The organism is Paenibacillus sp. B1-35, from assembly GCF_050474385.1.
GTDB lineage: Bacteria > Bacillota > Bacilli > Paenibacillales > Paenibacillaceae > Paenibacillus_B > Paenibacillus_B alvei.
In genome coordinates this window covers 33368-49533 of sequence record NZ_JBCHVJ010000003.1, presented here as the reverse complement: position 1 = coordinate 49533, position 16166 = coordinate 33368, and the positions used below count along the sequence as shown (strand labels likewise).

Below are 16166 nucleotides of genomic sequence, written 5' to 3'. Positions count from 1 at the left end.
ACTAGATGTTACAGCTCAGGGAGGAATTACGATGAAAATTGCAGTAATTGGATGTACCCATGCCGGAACAGCAGCGATAGTCAACGCTGCCAAACTTTATCCCGATGCCCATATTACCGTTTATGAACGCAACGATAACATATCGTTTTTATCTTGCGGGATCGCTTTGTACGTAGGCGGGGTCGTGAAGCAGCCGGAAGGGCTCTTTTACTCCTCTCCACAGCAACTGGCCGATTTGGGGGTCATCGCCCGCATGCGTCATGAGGTTCTTTCTGTTGATACGGATGCGAAAACGATGCAAGTGCGCAATCTGCTGACTGGAGAAGAATTCACGGATTGTTTTGATAAGCTGATTGTCACGACGGGATCTTGGCCGGTTATTCCACAGCTCCCTGGCATGGAGCTTGACAACATTCTGCTGTGCAAAAACTATGAACATGCCAATTCCATTATTGAAAAAGCTAAGCAAGCGAATCATATTACAGTAGTTGGTGCTGGATATATCGGAGTAGAGCTTGTAGAGGCGTTCCAGCAAAGTGGCAAGCAGGTAACGCTGATTGACAGCGCTGACCGGATTTTGAACCGTTATTTGGACGCTGAATTCAGTTGCAAGATCGAAGAATCATTCCGCGACAAAGGCATAAATTTGGAGCTTGGACAGACCGTAGAAGGTTTTGAAGGCAAGGACGGCCTAGTAAACCTTGTCATTACTGATAAGGGCAATATTGAAACGGATATGGTCATTCTCTGTATCGGATTCCGTCCGAATACCCAACTGCTGAAAGGCCAAGTGGATATGCTGCCAAATGGAGCGATCATCGTCGATCCATATATGCAGACTAGCAAGCAGGATGTATTCGCCGCCGGCGACAGTTGTGCTGTACATTACAATCCAACCGGCAAGGCCGCTTATATTCCGTTGGCTACAAATGCAGTACGGATGGGCATGCTGGTAGCCCGCAATCTGATACAGCCAACAACAAAATATTTGGGCACGCAAGGGACGTCAGGACTTAAAATATATGAGTTCAATCTCGCCTCGACCGGACTTACCGAAATCGCATGCGCCGACGAGAAGATCGAGGCCGAAGCGGTTATGATAACAGACGCCTATCGTCCGGAATTTATGCCTACGGCAGAGACGCTAACCTTGAAGGTTGTATATGAAAAGGAAAGCCGCCGTCTGCTGGGGGCACAAATCATGTCCAAAGTCGATCTGACCCAAGCGATGAACACGATGTCGGTATGCATTTAAAACGGGATGACAATCGACGAACTGGCTTTTGTCGACTTCTTCTTCCAGCCTCACTTTAACAAGCCTTGGAACTTTTTGAATACAGCCGGCATTGCCGCGCTTCCTCAGATCGTAGACGAAAAACTGCAGCACGCCTAAATGGACAAAATAAAAAATGCCATCGGGTCATCTTTCCAGATGATCCGGCGGCAATTTTGGCGCTATTAGACCAATTTCCCCTATGTGTAAGGAATCTTTAGTATCTCTCTTTCCATACAATACGTTTTTGGGATTTATCACGACGAGTATAACAGCCACTATCGAATAAAGAATTGCGCTATACATAATTAACTCCATTAAGCTTCCATTTATTAAGCCGATAAAGAAATTAAACAATTGGTGGATCAGGATTGGAATCATTAAATTCTGATTTACGTTATAAAATGCGGTCATCACAATCTTCGTAGCGATGAGTGCAATCATAAAGAATGCGATATATTTGATTAAATCCATGCCCGCGTATCCTGTCGTAAACCATACAGGCAGATGCCACATCCCCCACCAAAACCCGATGATAATCGAAGCCTTTAATGGTGAGTGCCTCTTTTGGAGCTCAATCTGTGCGAAAGCTCTCCAGCCTAACTCTTCTCCTAATGGCCCTGCAAAAAGATTTTTTACGAAAACGTAGATCAGCATCCCATACGAAGAGATTGTAAACATTGAGCCTGCTTCGCGGTGATAAGATACGAGAAACAAAGTCAGCAAAAATAAGAGGACTTGAATCATACCGGCAATAAGAATTACGATCCAATTAAGCTTATTCTTGAATGTATCTTTTACAAATCGCATAAAACGCTGACCAGGATAGATTTTGCGAAATAGCACAACAAAAGCAAAGGTCGATGACCAAGCCGAGATACAAAACAGGACGTCAATGACCCATGCAGGAAACCCTAGCATGCCTACTGCTCCGACAAGGCAAAAAAATGGCCAGAAAATGATATTGGTTAAGAAAATAAAACTTGCTACCGGTTTTTTGAGTTTCTTTTCTCTACTCATGCATAATCCCCGCTTCAACTAAGTATTTCGTAAATAGCAACACGTTCCATTTACGAACACCTTCAGCTTAAACCTGGGGGTAACTCACAGGTCAATACCCGTCTGTCTTACTTTATAGGTGCATAAATTTCCAAAAACACACGTTCGAGTCCATCCTCATAAGTAGTAAGCAATAGATTGATGTAAACGAGTCCCAAAAGCTCATACTCCTTTTCCATTGCTGCTTTTCGCAAACTAGCTTCTACCTGATGATCAATGCTTTCTTCCCCCGTTGCCCATCTTCCATTTTCAATAACGGTATACAAACATTTAGGATGAACTAGGATTTCCCCTTCTATATCACGCTTATGTTCCTCTACTCTTCTAACAATGATAAACTTATCTTCAATCATACCTTCTTCATTGAATCGTATAACTCTTCTTAAAGAGGTTAGTGTCACTGCTTTTTTTACGTTTTCTGTATTCTGTTTTAAAGCTTCATATTCTTCGTACGCAGTGAAATGTTCGATTTCGCCCGTTATTTCTAAAGGCTTCATTTCTTTTAGTATGTATTTCCCTAAGAACTGTTTAATTTTCCCGCAGTCTTCCTTAACAAGCTGGAGCTTTTTTAACAACAGCTTTTTATATTCGATTTCCTCCCATACATCCCGCTCTTTCTCTTCTAATAAGGACTGTATCCCCTCTATACTCTTCCCTTTTCTTAATTCCTGGATTTTTTTAATTTCAAAATCGATTTCTCTATAAAAATTAACGGTTGCAATATCATAGATATCAAAATGATTATATGTTCTATACCCATTCTCCCTATTTTGCTCCGGCTTTACTAATTCCTTCTCTTCATAAAACTTCAACGTATCTCGAGATACCCCTAAATATTTTGCTACTTGCCCAATGGTGTACATGTTACTCCCCTTTCTGTACTACAAACCTGAATACACGTTCCACAGTAGATATTCGTTTTTTAACATAAAAACTGTCTCAGACAATCTTATCTAAAGGGGAAAATCGCCACAACCTGCAACCGTACATTTCGATTTCAAATCAGTATCATAAAGAAATTCAAAGTCCTCTCCCAACCACGTACTGTTGAATAACAATTGGGATTTTATAGTATTTTTAAAATCAGTCTTGACACTTCTTAGTTGTTGTAACTATAATGGTTACATCAAGAGGGTGCTTCTAAAGCACATAGGCAATAACAATTCCATTGCGGTTCAGATTCATTTTTCAATATGAAAAGCGAACCTCTTTTTTTTGGAATTGTTGTAACTATAATAGTTACAACGAAAGATATCGAAATACTTCGAAAGGAGAATGTCGCCTACGACCCGCTTGATATGCCGGTTGCTAAATACGCAAACACAAGATAAAACCGCATGCATATGAGCTGTGACGGGCATACTTTACCTACTTTAGGAAGTCACGAAACGTTTCTGTTTCAACAATTATTATCAGCATAAGAAAGAGGGAGATTTGTGATGTTTAGTAAGAAATCATCTATAGGAGTTATTTTGTTGCTTAGTTTCACGCTATTGCTAAGCGCATGTGCCGGCAGGGCGAATACGGCGAACAATGCAAGTGAAGAGGCTAAGAAGCCTGCACCGACGACTGAACTGAAAATCACGCCGTTCAACCCTGGAGAAAATGGTCTTTTCCCTGTCAGCTCAAGCCTAATCGAAGGACCGAACGAGGTATTGCTCGTTGATGCTCAATTTGAAAAAAGCAACGCCGAAAAACTGGTCAAAATGATCCGTGACACGGGTAAGAAGTTGTCTACGGTGTATATCAGCCATCAAGATCCGGATTTCTACTTCGGCTTGTCAGCGATCCGCAAAGCCTTTCCTGATGTAAAAATAGTTGCTACCCCCGCCACTGTGGAAGGGATTAAGGCGACAATCAAGCTAAAGAATGATTTCTGGGGTCCAATCCTGAAAGAAAACGCTCCGACAGAACTGATTGTGCCTGATGTCCTAGACGGTGATAAGCTGACAGTCGATGGTGAAACCGTACAGGTAGTCGGTCTCAATGGTTCTGATCCGTCTCATACCGTCCTTTGGGTTCCGTCTAAAAAAACCATTTTGGGCGGCGTACCTATCTATGAAAACCTGCATGTCTGGATGGCAGACAACCAGACCCCAGAGAGCCGTGTTCACTGGCGGGAGATTCTGAATCAGATTCTTGACCTGAAGCCAGAACGGGTTATCCCGGGTCATTACCTTGGCAAGAGCTCTGAGAATACATCCAGTGTCACCTTCACTCGTGACTATATTGCAAAATTTGAAGAAGCGGCTAAACAGTCTAAAAATTCTGCTGAACTGATTGCAGCGATGAAGAAGGCTTACCCGAACTTCAAGAACACAAGTGATCTGGAAATGGGCGCACAAGTAATAAAAGGCGAGCGTTCATGGCCTTGATTTAACGTTTGTTTCATATAAATAAAAGGCCGTCATGCCTCCTCTGGAGCATTCCATCATCAGGTTAGCTTCAGTGCAGCGATACTGACGGCCTTTTTCTATAGAGTCACACTCGAATCTGTCAGTTCAAAATACCACTCTAGGAAGGAGTTAAAGCTTTTCCATTGCGAATTCAATTTACCAGCAAAAAAATCCTCCATCTGCCGGCCCAATCCTAAGCCCAACACCTCGTCTGTGTTCTTATTATAAAAAAAGCCGAACTCCCCTTCAAAGCTGTCCAACGGAATATATTCTTCAGGCAGGTTTAAAACGTCATGAGTTCTCTTCATACCTAACATATAATCCGAAGAATTGATCATAAACCAACAAATCTGATAGATTTCACGTCGTCTATTATAGAAAGTCGGCCCATCCTCTGCATGCAAATAAAACGCAGCAAAATCTGAACCCAAATCAATGCCTAACTTTACCAATGCATGTTCATACTCCTCTGTAATATCTTCAAACCACCAGTTTTTGCTTTTGCAATAATTGATCACGTTTTCCGACAGCATTTCGATTGCTCCTCCAATATAGTTATAAACTGTCTAAATTGTTCCCCTGAGTATATCACATCTCCTTTCGTTATCGTTGTTCGTGGCTTGCCTAATTGTGCTTCATTACAATGCGGGTACAGTCGATAAAATGGGCGGGGAAAGATGGGTTCGGATATAGTTAAATGATAAGGAAATCAAATCTATTGTATATATGCTTGAGTGTACTTATTTCTTTTTAAACGAAAGGAGTGACACAAAGTTCCAATTCCGACTTTGCGTCACTCCCTTTTTACTTCCTAACTCTTTAATCTTGAAATGATTGTTGTAATGCTTCTAAGCCATCTTTATAGATGCCATGGAACAGGTCTATAGCTTCTTGGTCACTAACACCTACAGGCGTGAAGCTGCCAGACCATTCAATCAACGATGATTTACCGTCAGCATCTGCTTTAACCTGGAGTGTAGATTCATAATCCTTAACCGGAAACGGTGCTTTCATAATGGAATACGTGTAGTAGCGCTCCTTATCATTGAATGCCACTAAGCGTTCTGCAATCGCATCACCATCAGGGTTAGCCAGATGACGTACACGTCCCCCTTCAGTGACTTCACTGTTTGGAATATACGGAAGCCAGTCTGGAAGAGAGTCAAATCCTCCGATTAATTGCCATACTTTCTCAGGTGAAGCGGAGATTTTAATCGATGTCGATGTGTATGCCATATTGACTTCTCTCCTTTTTACTTCGTATATAATTTCGTTTTTTATTTCGTATTGATTGGCAGTGGTGCATCAGATGCCACAAGGTTTTGTTCGCGCATTTCTTCCCAGAACGCTGCCGGAATCACTGTGTTCAAGGCAGCTTTGTCTTCTGCAATTCGCTCAGGGCGGCTAGCACCAGGAATGACAGCGGCAACCGCCGGATTCGCCAGTGAAAATTGCAAAGCAGCCGCTTTGATGCCGATGTTGTGACGTTCTGCAATGCTCTTGATTTTCTCAACTTTAGCCATAATTTCAGGTGATGCTTTTTGATACTCAAAGTGTGTTCCTCCAGCAAGAACACCAGAGCTATATGGACCACCAACGACAATGTCCATATTGTGTTTTGCAGCCGCAGGCATTAACCGTTGCAGCGCACGCTTATGGTCTAATAATGTGTAACGACCAGCCAGCAAAGTTACATCTGGTTTAACTTCTTCCAAGTCCAGCAAGAGTTCAACTGGTTCTACTCGGTTTACTCCGAGTCCCCAACCTTTAATGACTCCTTCTTCACGCAAACGTGTTAGCACACGGAATGCCCCTGTTCGGGCAGTTTCAAATTGGGAGATCCACTCATCACCATAAAAGTCTTGCGCCACATCATGAATATATACAAAATCTATACGATCTGTTTGTAAACGTTTCAAACTATCCTCGATCGAGCGAAGGGTTGCATCCGCGCTATAGTCATTCATGATTTTATTTTTACGGCCGAATTCAAAAAGCCCGCCTTTTTCTCCTAAATCACGAGCTGATGGGTCTTCCAATTCATCCGAAATGATTCGACCTACTTTTGTACTTAACACGTAATCATCACGATTTCGTTTTGACAGAGCTTCACCAAGACGCATCTCCGCCAAGCCAGATCCATAAAGGGGGGCAGTGTCAAAGTAACGAATGCCACTTTCCCATGCAGCATCTACAGTCGCTAATGCTTCCTCTTCTGGGATATTACGGTACATATTACCTAGCGGCGCAGTACCAAAACCTAGTTTACCTTGCAGTATATTTCTCATTGAATAAACCCTCCTAAGATTTGTTCTGCCTCGAATTGAAAATTCGTTAGTCTGTAAGAATGGTTACTGACATGATTTATTATCGATCATGTAGACCAAAAAGAGAAGTACGTACTTTGTAGTGACATAGGGACTAAAAAGTAACCTATAAGGTACACCTCCTTTCCGACTCCTTGTACCTTTTTTAGAACCTCTAGTTGCCAACCAAAAACACCTCCAAGGTTGTCCCTCATATCCACTTACGATATAAGAGCATTCTCTTGAAGGTGTTTTGATTTGTCTTGCGTTATGGGGTCATTCTCTCCTACTGCACAATTGCTTCATGCCTGGAGTGTACTTGTTAGTACGAAGGGGACTTCCTAATTAGGAAGTGTCGCTTGATACTGGGACCAAAGCGTCTGTACGTCTGTTCCGGTAATCAATTGAATTTGGCGTTCTTTCCACAATCTTTTTTCATTTTCTCCCCCAATGTTATAAGGGACTTGAGTTGCATTAAGTTCACGAATGAAGCCTCGTTTTTTCGTATCATCTATCCAGCGAAGGAAATTCGCTGTCCCATCCTTCTCCCAATTTCCTCCCTTTCTCACGCTATAACGGTCATGGTATCCTGCTTTAAAGCGCAAGCTATCGGCTATTGCCTCCACATCAAAATGGCTATATTGATAAACATGACTGATTTCATGATAAAGGATTCCGATGATTTCGTCGCGCAGCGATTTGGCAGGGCTCTCTACAAACTTTTGCAGATACTGCACACTGAAGCCTATTGTCTTCTGCGTAGCATCTCCCGATGCCCAAGCCACACCATCAGGAGCATCTACTATAGTAACCAATATTTTTTTGACATCTACAGGCGCATCGGCTGGACTCTTGTATAACATCTCATGTACTTTACGTGCGACTGCCAATATTTCTTTCTCTGCATTGGGGAGAGCTTTCTTGAATATTTTACCTTTGCCCTTTGAATCAAGAATCTGTACTTCGATTTTTGGGTTAATGGCATGCCCGATATCATTCGTACGCGAAAATTCGACCTCACCCAATTGCATAGAGTTTCCGCTATGATTTTTCATATTGCTGAGTCTATAGTATTGATAAGCTGCGGTATTGTTTTCTAAAAGGTAATACATGCGCTGATGTCGGACTTTGAATATCTCATTGCTTTTCTTGTCTATACTCGTCCAGTTCTTATTATCGTTGGATCCCTGAAGAACCCAACTTTTAGGGTCGCGTTCGGGTCTATCATTAGCTGCTGTAAGCGAGTAACCATCGATCGTCACCGGTTTCCCGAAGTCGAATGTGAGCCATGCGTTTTTATCTTTTGTTAACCATTTCGTAACGCTAGTCCCGTCCACCAGATTCTCTTTGGTATTGTTAGGCTTATTTTCCCCGCTGGCCGCAACCTCAGGCTTGGTCGTACTCCAGTTCTTTGAGCTGCCATCATATAACTTGATTTCGGATACCTGCAGCATCCCGCTTCCATTTTGATTATGAAAGTTATCGAATTTCACAAATTTGTACGCTGTCTTATTGGAAAATGAATAGGTTTTCGTTTGATGCCGGGAGGTAAAGCTTTGATTCTGCTGCATATCCAGTTGAGTCCAGCTAGTCCCGTCATTAGAGCCTTTTAACACCCAGCTTTTCGGGTCTCTATATGGCTCGTCCTCCGCAGAAGTAATCGAGTATGAGGTTACGACTTTCGCTTCAGGAAACTCGTATTGCAGCCATGCCGGGCTGTTGAACGTCAACCATTTTGAAAAAATATCTTGGTCGAACGCCTTATCCTTCCCTTGATGTGGCGCGAACTCTCCGCTTGCCGTTGCCTTGCCGCTTAAAGCCAAATTCGTTGGGATTTCGATTGATGTTTGTTCCGCTGCCGCTGCCTGAATAGGTACACTGTTGCTGAAGCCTGCCCCTAAGGCAGCAGCTAAAATAAAAATTCCAAATCTCTTCATGCTTCGCCATCTCCTCTTTACTTTTTAACTTGGGATTGGATCGAAAAATAGATGGTTATAATTTCTAATTGTACATGAAAATACATATTGGTAAAATATACAATTCTCGACATATGCATTATCCAACATAAAATACATCGCCGCTTATTTCTTCGTCTACACTCAGGCATTCGGTTCAAGTAGCTTGTAATATAGAACCGCCGCCTCTAATACCCAAGTATTCTTTGCAAAAATTATCTTGTAATAAAAGCATCGTTTTCCTCGAATGATTTGTATAAAAATAGTAAGCGTTACATTGTCGCTCTTAACGCTATACCTGCTGCCATCTATGCACGAGTGGCATTGACCTCCTGTTGTCATACTTCGAAACAAGAAAGGTATTTCTTCCTAAGAAAAAAGCCGCTGAATTATCAGCGACTTAGATGAAAAGTTGGTGGATCATAGGATATTCAAAATAACTCCATATTGTCCAATATCATTTTTTTCTCTCGTGTCTTACGCGAGTAACATAGCATGTTGCTTACAAACACAACTTAACTTCTAAGCAGTAAGAAAATGCTTTACTTTCGCCAAAAGGTTGAGCAGTTTGCCTTATCCAACATATTAAACTCAATCATTTTCTCAAGTAATGAGAAATGAACCGGACTGCTCCACGGAATACGAAACAACTGCTTCGTCTGTTCGTAGCCAGCCTGCTCAATTTCATCAGAAAAATGAACGATCCCTGCTCTTTCGGGGCCAACAGCCAAATGATTTTTGGATACGCTAAAGCCAATAATAAATGTGCCATGATCGGTAAACATAGGCTGATTCCACGCGATTTTAGGCACTAAATTTGGAAATTTCTGAATGATCCAAGCCAAAACCTCTTCTGTTCGATCCCGATGCTGCGGGTGCTCAATTTTCTCTAAAAAGTCTGCAAAAACATCCATGTTGTTCTCTCCTAAAATGAATACTTATTTTCACATAACATTATTGTCGCTGTACACCCATTCCTATTCCTTCAGTACTTAGGTTGCGTCCATTTAACGTTAGGGATTATTGTTCTAATAGACAAAAACACCCTGCTAGATAATCATATCCAACGAGGTTTGATGGTGCAAATGTATGAAAATCAGCTCATAAGAAATCTTTTCCACTCGACTGGTTTTATAGTATTCTAGCCATAGGAGGGGTGAGGAAAAATCCATGATAAAACAATTAATCGTCGGAGATGCCTTGCACGAACTAGCCACAACGCGCCGCATCCTAGAGCGTTTACCCGAGGAACATTTGACGTGGAAGCCGCATGTGAAATCAATGTCGTTAGGCGGGCTAGCTACGCACCTGATTAACCTGCTGAACTGGCAAATCGCAATTTTTCTTTACCCGGAATTCGATCTTTCAACCGTACCGAATCGGCGAGAAGCTTTGGAAAAAAGTGAAGACGTACTGAAGGAGTTCGATGCGAACGTCATCAAGCTTGAAAAGCTGTTATCTGAATGTGACGAGAACGCACTTGGCGAGGAATGGACTTTACGAAACGGCGAGCATATCATTTTGAGCCAGCCGCGGGCGATCGCGCTTCGCACCTTCGGAATAAGCCACATGATCCATCACCGGGCACAGCTCGGAGTTTATTTGCGGCTACTCGATATTCCGCTTCCAGGCCTTTATGGCCCCTCAGCCGACGAGAAAAGCAAGTAAATGAAAATAAACCAAAAAGTCGCAGAGCATCGGCAAAACCGCCGGTACTCTGCGACTTTTTTTGAGAATAAAGTTTTTGGACGAGAAGGCAACCTAGCAGTTACTTCCCCCAGAAATCGGAACCAATCCGGTTCTAGAACTTCTACGCTTTCCCCATAACATTACAGGCGAACATGACTCAAGAATGTGAAATCAAAAAATTTTTTTTGCAGTAAAGATCCGTACCCCTATTGGGATCGACCTATACTTTTGGAAAATTTTCTTAAAAAAGGGGCTTTTCATTTTCGAAAGCTCTGTTATAATACAGATCAACGAATGATAAATCTGTATTATAACAGATAAATTTAATGACTCAGGAGGCGTTAGGAATGGACTGCTACTACTGCCATGGCAATGGAGAAATGGAATGTTTGGAATGCGAAGGACACGGAAAACAAGAGAGCGGCCACCAATGTGGCTCATGCAAGGGGCATGGTATTACGCCGTGCTTGCGCTGTAATGGAAGCGGCAGCCTGGATTACGAATTCAATGAACAAGACTCGATCGCGAATATTTTGCAAGCCGCCTATTTGAGTCCGGCTTTCAGCAGAGGGAGGTAATTGGTCATGTCCAAGATGCCCGTTAATAATTGCAAGGAAATTATTGTTCTCGGACACATGCCTGAACCGTACGCCGAGATTTTGACGCCTGGGGCACTCGAGTTCCTCGGAAAGCTCCATGAACGGTTCAATGCCCGCAGATTAAATCTGCTATCTGACCGCGCTGAGCGACAACGCCGACTGGATGCCGGCGAGCTCCCCGACTTCCTGCCGGAAACGAAGCACATTCGGGACAGCGAGTGGAGCGTCGCTCCCGTGCCTTCCGATCTCCAAGACCGGCGGGTGGAAATAACCGGACCTTCCGGGGATGTCAAAATGGTCATCAATGCGCTCAATTCCGGCGCCAAGGGATTCATGGCCGACTTCGAAGACGCCAATTCCCCAACATGGGACAATTCAATCCGCGGCCAAATCAATATGCGTGATGCCATCCGCCGTACAATCACCTTTACGAGCCCAGAGGGCAAAGCCTACCGCCTGAACGAACAAACAGCTTACCTGTTAATTCGCCCTCGCGGCTGGCATTTAGAGGAGAAACACATTCGTATAGGTGAAGAAATTGCCTCAGGCAGCCTTGTCGACTTCGGACTCTATTTCTACCACAATGCTCGTGCCCTCATCGAGAATCATTCCGGACCTTATTTCTATCTTCCCAAGCTGGAGTCCCACCAAGAAGCAAAATTATGGAACGACGTATTCGTGTTCGCCCAGCAGGAGCTGGGCATCCCTCAAGGAACGATTAAAGCAACTGTGCTCATCGAGACGATTCTGGCCACATTTGAGGCAGATGAAATTTTATACGAGCTGCGGGAGCATAGCGCCGGCTTGAACTGCGGACGCTGGGACTATATTTTCAGCTTCATTAAGAGGCTGAATCGCCATCGACATGCGCTGCTCCCCGATCGATCGCAGGTCACGATGACCGTACCGTTCATGCGGGCATATACGCAGTACGTCATTCGTACCTGCCACAAGCGCGGCGCGCATGCCATGGGCGGCATGGCAGCCCAAATCCCGATCCGGAATGATGCCGAGGCTAACGCGAAGGCAATGGAGCAAGTGCGCGCGGATAAGCTGCGCGAAGCAAATGACGGCCACGACGGAACTTGGGTCGCCCATCCTGGACTCGTTCCGATCGCAATGGAAGTGTTCAATGAACAGATGAAAGAGCCGAACCAGATCCATAACAAACGGGAAGATGTCCATGTCACGGCAAACGACCTGCTCGCTTTACCAGATGGAACAATTACCGAACAGGGATTGCGGACGAATATCAGTGTCGGTTTGCAATATATCGAAGCATGGCTGCGGGGATTTGGCGCCGTACCGATATTCAATCTTATGGAGGATGCGGCAACGGCCGAGATATCGCGCACTCAGGTATGGCAATGGATTCGCCATCCAGAAGGCCAGCTTACGAATGGCAACGACATCACGCTGGAACTAGTCTTAAAGCTGACGGAAGAAGAAATGTCAAAGATTGAAGAACGGATCGGCCAAGATGAATTCGCGAACCGCAGGTTTACAGAAGCGAAGCAGATGTTCGTGGATTTGATTAGCGAAGAAACTTGCAGCGAGTTTTTGACGGTGATGGGCTATGAATTGCTGGGATGAAATCATTGAATATGAGGAGATGGTTGCCATGACGGATAAACATACGATTCAACAATTGGAGACGAAATGGAAAGAAGAACGCTGGAAAGGCGTAACACGTACCTATTCTGCCGATGAAGTGCTCCGGCTTCGCGGTTCTGTTCAGGTGGAGCATACGTTAGCCCAGATGGGAGCCGAACGTCTCTGGCATCTGCTGCATACCGAAGAGTTCGTGCCCGCGCTTGGGGCATTGACGGGGAATCAAGCCGTGCAGCAGGTAAAAGCCGGCTTGCAGGCCATTTACTTAAGCGGATGGCAGGTAGCCGCGGACGCCAACCTATCGGGCCATATGTATCCCGATCAGAGCTTATATCCGGCTAACAGTGTGCCGCAAGTCGTAAAGCGGATTAATCAAGCACTGCAGCGGGCCGATCAAATCCAACATGCAGAAGGAAAAAACGAAACTTACTTTTTTGCCCCTATCGTGGCAGATGCCGAAGCAGGATTCGGAGGGTCGCTCAATGTATTCGAGCTCATGAAGGCGATGATTGAAGCAGGAGCAGCAGGCGTACACTTCGAAGATCAACTATCTTCGGAGAAAAAGTGCGGACATCTCGGCGGCAAGGTACTCCTGCCTACGCAGCAAGCCATTCGCCATTTAATCGCAGCTCGCTTGGCTGCCGACGTTATGGGCACAGACACCTTGATTATCGCGCGTACTGACGCTAATGCGGCTCAACTGCTGACAAGCGATGTCGATCCGTACGATCGGCCATTCCTGACGGGGCAACGTTCTCCAGAGGGCTTCTATTATACGCGTGCCGGTATTGAACAAGCGATTGCGCGCGGTCTCGCTTATGCTCCTTATGCAGATCTCGTTTGGTGCGAGACGTCCGAGCCGAACATCGATGAAGCACGGCAATTTGCCGAGGCGATCCATGCAAAATATCCAGGCAAGTTGCTTGCTTATAATTGCTCTCCTTCTTTCAATTGGAAGAAGAAATTGGACGACAAGGCAATCGCGGGCTTCCAACGCGAGCTTGGACGTATGGGATACAAGTTCCAGTTCGTGACACTAGCCGGTTTCCACGCGCTCAATTACAGCATGTTTGAGCTGGCGCAAGGCTACAAGGAGCGCGGCATGGCCGCATACTCCGACCTGCAGCAAGCTGAATTCGCCCTAGAGCAGCTCGGCTATGAAGCGGTGAAGCATCAGCGCGAGGTGGGCACAGGCTACTTCGACGAGGTGGCACAAACGATTTCGGGCGGTATTTCATCCACGACCGCCTACACGGACTCAACAGAAGCAGAGCAGTTCACGTAAGGGGAACCGATTCTAACCCGTTGTTGACATAAAGTCATATTAGCTATAACGCCCCGGTTTGCAATCACTCCCCCTTGCTGCCCGCTGCTCTGCAACCCCGCCTTCGCTGCTATAAGCAGCACTCGTAATGCCAAGCTCTCCACGGAAGCGCAAAACTTCCAGTTTCACTGCAACCTCCCCGGGGCATAAACGGACGGAGCCGTCTCACAGGTCATTGAACAATGGCATAGAGACGGCTCTATTTATCATTCAGCAGTCATATCCAAGCGTATTATATCATTTCCCTATCTTGAGAAATTCAGCCCATTCTTTCCCGCTTATCAACGCTCCAAATCGATCCCTGGACGACTAACCCTTCAAAAAATCTATTTACTAGAAAATATTTAATTTACATAGTTGTCATTAATAGGTTTATATGGTAAATGTATATGTATAACACCATGCTAACTGTCCTCCCTCAAAACACATCCCTTCACACACATCCACAAAAATCTCCTTTGGTATCTTCATGAATCCAGCAATGTTAGAACAGAAAGAATAGCGGAATTTTGAGAGCATCTGTTTTGAAAACGATTACAAAACTAGATAGGAGGCATTTTATGATCCGTAAACTGTCAAGCTTCATTTTGCTCTTCTTTATTCTTTTTTACTCTATTCTTCCTATCAACTTGCCGTCTGTCCACGCGCAAGCCGACAATGCCATTACCAACAATACCATTGCCAACAATGACTTCCCGATCGTACTGGTTCATGGATTTGGAGGCTGGGGAAGAGACGAGATGTTTTCGTTTAAATACTGGGGTGGATTCGGCGATATTCAAGAAATACTACAGAAACACGGGCATTCCGTTTATACAGCTGCGGTGGGAACGGTATCGAGCAATTGGGATCGAGCCTGCGAGCTGTATGCACAGATTAAAGGGGGAACCGTAGATTACGGCAAAGCCCACTCAGAACTGTACGGTCACGAGCGATATGGGAGATCGTATGAAGGGCTGTATCCATCCTGGGGAGAGATTGACCCGAATACGGGGCGCCCGAAGCAAATTCATGTGATTGGACACAGCATGGGAGGACAAACCACACGTATGCTGATTCATCTGCTGGAAAAAGGAGATGCTGCTGAACGTGCTGTCACCGCTGCATCTGATCTATCCCCGTTGTTCAGTGATCAACCGCTTCCGTATGTTAGCAGCCTCGTTTCCCTAGCCGCGCCGCATAACGGCACCAGCTTCACGCATTTTGTAGAGGGAGTCATTCCCTTTATCCACCAACTAATCGGCTTAATTGCCGCAGCCTCAGGTAATGCCGAGCACCCCCTATATGATTTCAAATTAGATCAATGGGGATTGAAACGAATGCCCGATGAATCCTTTTTTGATTATTTCCAACGGGTAATAAATAGTAAATTTTGGAGAATATCACAAGACAGTTCATTATGGGATTTAAGCCCTAACGGGGCCAAACAGTTCAACGAGCAAGTACAGGCAAATCCAAGCGTCTATTATTTCTCGGTCGCCACCAACAAATCATATCGCATCCCGCTATCGGGATGGCATGCGCCAAAGTTGCTCATGAATCCGTTATTGTTGCCGCCGAGCTATTTTGTCGGTTCCTTTGCGTATGATTCCCCAGGACATGTAGTCATCGATGAGGATTGGTGGCCAAATGATGGGCTGGTGAACACGATTTCCATGGACGGCCCAAAAAACGGCTCAAGCGATCAAATCGTTACTTACCAAGGAAAGCCGCAGATTGGGAAATGGAACTATTTAGGACTCATGGATTCTTGGGATCATCTCGATGTCGTTGGATTGGGCCTGAAAAATACGGATGATTTTTTCCTCGACTTAGCGGCTATGCTGGCCGAGTTGCCTCCGGCAGGCTGATGAAACAGATGTCAAAAGAGAAATAAAGTGTTCCATTGACTTCTATATAAAATCAGCGGCAATCGTTAAGACTGAAAAATAAAGTCTTAGAACTGCCGCTGTTT

14 protein-coding genes and 1 pseudogene are annotated in these 16166 nt (G+C 44.6%); 7 read left to right on the top strand and 8 right to left on the bottom strand.

Features of this window, described 5'->3' with window-relative positions:
* Positions 1-31: 31 nt before the first annotated feature.
* Positions 32-1393, top strand: a pseudogene (locus tag ACQ5BJ_RS12090) (FAD-dependent oxidoreductase).
* A gap of 27 nt (positions 1394-1420) precedes the next feature.
* On the opposite strand, the gene ACQ5BJ_RS12085 reads toward ACQ5BJ_RS12090, so the two are convergent.
* Both ACQ5BJ_RS12085 and ACQ5BJ_RS12080 read right to left on the bottom strand, forming a co-directional pair.
* Complete coding sequence (locus tag ACQ5BJ_RS12085) at positions 1421-2293, bottom strand: CPBP family intramembrane glutamic endopeptidase (protein WP_430110920.1); 873 nt, start codon at positions 2291-2293, stop codon at positions 1421-1423.
* 107 nt (positions 2294-2400) lie between these two features.
* On the bottom strand, positions 2401-3195 hold the full coding sequence (locus ACQ5BJ_RS12080) for a MerR family transcriptional regulator (protein WP_005544361.1): 795 nt from the start codon (positions 3193-3195) through the stop codon (positions 2401-2403).
* Between the two features lie 576 nt (positions 3196-3771).
* Here ACQ5BJ_RS12080 and ACQ5BJ_RS12075 point away from each other — a divergent pair.
* On the top strand, positions 3772-4707 hold the full coding sequence (locus ACQ5BJ_RS12075) for an MBL fold metallo-hydrolase (RefSeq protein WP_005544362.1): 936 nt from the start codon (positions 3772-3774) through the stop codon (positions 4705-4707).
* Positions 4708-4805: 98 nt separating this feature from the next.
* On the opposite strand, the gene ACQ5BJ_RS12070 is transcribed toward ACQ5BJ_RS12075, so the two are convergent.
* The 5 genes from ACQ5BJ_RS12070 to ACQ5BJ_RS12050 form a co-directional block, all read right to left on the bottom strand.
* The gene (locus ACQ5BJ_RS12070; protein ID WP_430110924.1) at positions 4806-5261 is read right to left on the bottom strand and encodes a hypothetical protein; all 456 of its coding nucleotides are present in this window, start codon (positions 5259-5261) and stop codon (positions 4806-4808) included.
* A gap of 286 nt (positions 5262-5547) precedes the next feature.
* Positions 5548-5964 (bottom strand): SRPBCC family protein, encoded by a 417-nt coding sequence (locus tag ACQ5BJ_RS12065; RefSeq protein ID WP_430110927.1) that lies wholly within the window; start codon positions 5962-5964, stop codon positions 5548-5550.
* Positions 5965-6005: 41 nt separating this feature from the next.
* Positions 6006-7016, bottom strand: coding sequence for an aldo/keto reductase (locus tag ACQ5BJ_RS12060; RefSeq protein ID WP_430110930.1), 1011 nt, complete (start codon positions 7014-7016; stop codon positions 6006-6008).
* A 359-nt stretch (positions 7017-7375) separates the two neighbouring features.
* On the bottom strand, positions 7376-8971 hold the full coding sequence (locus tag ACQ5BJ_RS12055) for a basic secretory protein-like protein (protein ID WP_430110934.1): 1596 nt from the start codon (positions 8969-8971) through the stop codon (positions 7376-7378).
* A 560-nt stretch (positions 8972-9531) separates the two neighbouring features.
* Complete coding sequence (locus ACQ5BJ_RS12050) at positions 9532-9903, bottom strand: iron chaperone (RefSeq protein WP_005544365.1); 372 nt, start codon at positions 9901-9903, stop codon at positions 9532-9534.
* Between the two features lie 256 nt (positions 9904-10159).
* On the opposite strand from ACQ5BJ_RS12050, the gene ACQ5BJ_RS12045 reads away from it, so the two are divergent.
* From ACQ5BJ_RS12045 to aceA, 4 genes are all read left to right on the top strand, one after another.
* The gene (locus ACQ5BJ_RS12045) at positions 10160-10657 is read left to right on the top strand and encodes a DinB family protein (RefSeq protein WP_289355205.1); all 498 of its coding nucleotides are present in this window, start codon (positions 10160-10162) and stop codon (positions 10655-10657) included.
* Positions 10658-11025: 368 nt separating this feature from the next.
* Positions 11026-11256: a hypothetical protein gene (locus tag ACQ5BJ_RS12040; RefSeq protein ID WP_005544367.1), complete on the top strand. Its 231-nt coding sequence runs from the start codon at positions 11026-11028 to the stop codon at positions 11254-11256.
* 6 nt (positions 11257-11262) lie between these two features.
* Positions 11263-12870 (top strand): malate synthase A, encoded by a 1608-nt coding sequence (aceB, locus tag ACQ5BJ_RS12035; RefSeq protein WP_005544368.1) that lies wholly within the window; start codon positions 11263-11265, stop codon positions 12868-12870.
* Between the two features lie 28 nt (positions 12871-12898).
* Positions 12899-14173 (top strand): isocitrate lyase, encoded by a 1275-nt coding sequence (aceA, locus tag ACQ5BJ_RS12030; RefSeq protein ID WP_268622177.1) that lies wholly within the window; start codon positions 12899-12901, stop codon positions 14171-14173.
* A gap of 39 nt (positions 14174-14212) precedes the next feature.
* On the opposite strand, the gene ACQ5BJ_RS12025 is transcribed toward aceA, so the two are convergent.
* Positions 14213-14341, bottom strand: coding sequence for a hypothetical protein (locus tag ACQ5BJ_RS12025; RefSeq protein ID WP_262866445.1), 129 nt, complete (start codon positions 14339-14341; stop codon positions 14213-14215).
* A 431-nt stretch (positions 14342-14772) separates the two neighbouring features.
* Between ACQ5BJ_RS12025 and ACQ5BJ_RS12020 the strand changes: the two genes are divergently transcribed.
* A complete protein-coding gene (locus ACQ5BJ_RS12020) occupies positions 14773-16062 on the top strand; it encodes an esterase/lipase family protein (RefSeq protein ID WP_430110939.1) in 1290 nt (429 codons plus the stop codon).
* Positions 16063-16166: the final 104 nt, after the last annotated feature.

Bases quoted from the DNA above. Each gene is read 5' to 3' on its own strand.
- ACQ5BJ_RS12085 (WP_430110920.1), bottom strand. From the start codon at position 2,293: ATGAGTAGAGAAAAGAAACTCAAAAAACCGGTAGCAAGTTTTATTTTC.
- ACQ5BJ_RS12080 (WP_005544361.1), bottom strand. From the start codon at position 3,195: ATGTACACCATTGGGCAAGTAGCAAAATATTTAGGGGTATCTCGAGAT.
- ACQ5BJ_RS12075 (WP_005544362.1), top strand. From the start codon at position 3,772: ATGTTTAGTAAGAAATCATCTATAGGAGTTATTTTGTTGCTTAGTTTC.
- ACQ5BJ_RS12070 (WP_430110924.1), bottom strand. From the start codon at position 5,261: ATGCTGTCGGAAAACGTGATCAATTATTGCAAAAGCAAAAACTGGTGG.
- ACQ5BJ_RS12065 (WP_430110927.1), bottom strand. From the start codon at position 5,964: ATGGCATACACATCGACATCGATTAAAATCTCCGCTTCACCTGAGAAA.
- ACQ5BJ_RS12060 (WP_430110930.1), bottom strand. From the start codon at position 7,016: ATGAGAAATATACTGCAAGGTAAACTAGGTTTTGGTACTGCGCCGCTA.
- ACQ5BJ_RS12055 (WP_430110934.1), bottom strand. From the start codon at position 8,971: ATGAAGAGATTTGGAATTTTTATTTTAGCTGCTGCCTTAGGGGCAGGC.
- ACQ5BJ_RS12050 (WP_005544365.1), bottom strand. From the start codon at position 9,903: ATGGATGTTTTTGCAGACTTTTTAGAGAAAATTGAGCACCCGCAGCAT.
- ACQ5BJ_RS12045 (WP_289355205.1), top strand. From the start codon at position 10,160: ATGATAAAACAATTAATCGTCGGAGATGCCTTGCACGAACTAGCCACA.
- ACQ5BJ_RS12040 (WP_005544367.1), top strand. From the start codon at position 11,026: ATGGACTGCTACTACTGCCATGGCAATGGAGAAATGGAATGTTTGGAA.
- aceB (WP_005544368.1), top strand. From the start codon at position 11,263: ATGTCCAAGATGCCCGTTAATAATTGCAAGGAAATTATTGTTCTCGGA.
- aceA (WP_268622177.1), top strand. From the start codon at position 12,899: ATGACGGATAAACATACGATTCAACAATTGGAGACGAAATGGAAAGAA.
- ACQ5BJ_RS12020 (WP_430110939.1), top strand. From the start codon at position 14,773: ATGATCCGTAAACTGTCAAGCTTCATTTTGCTCTTCTTTATTCTTTTT.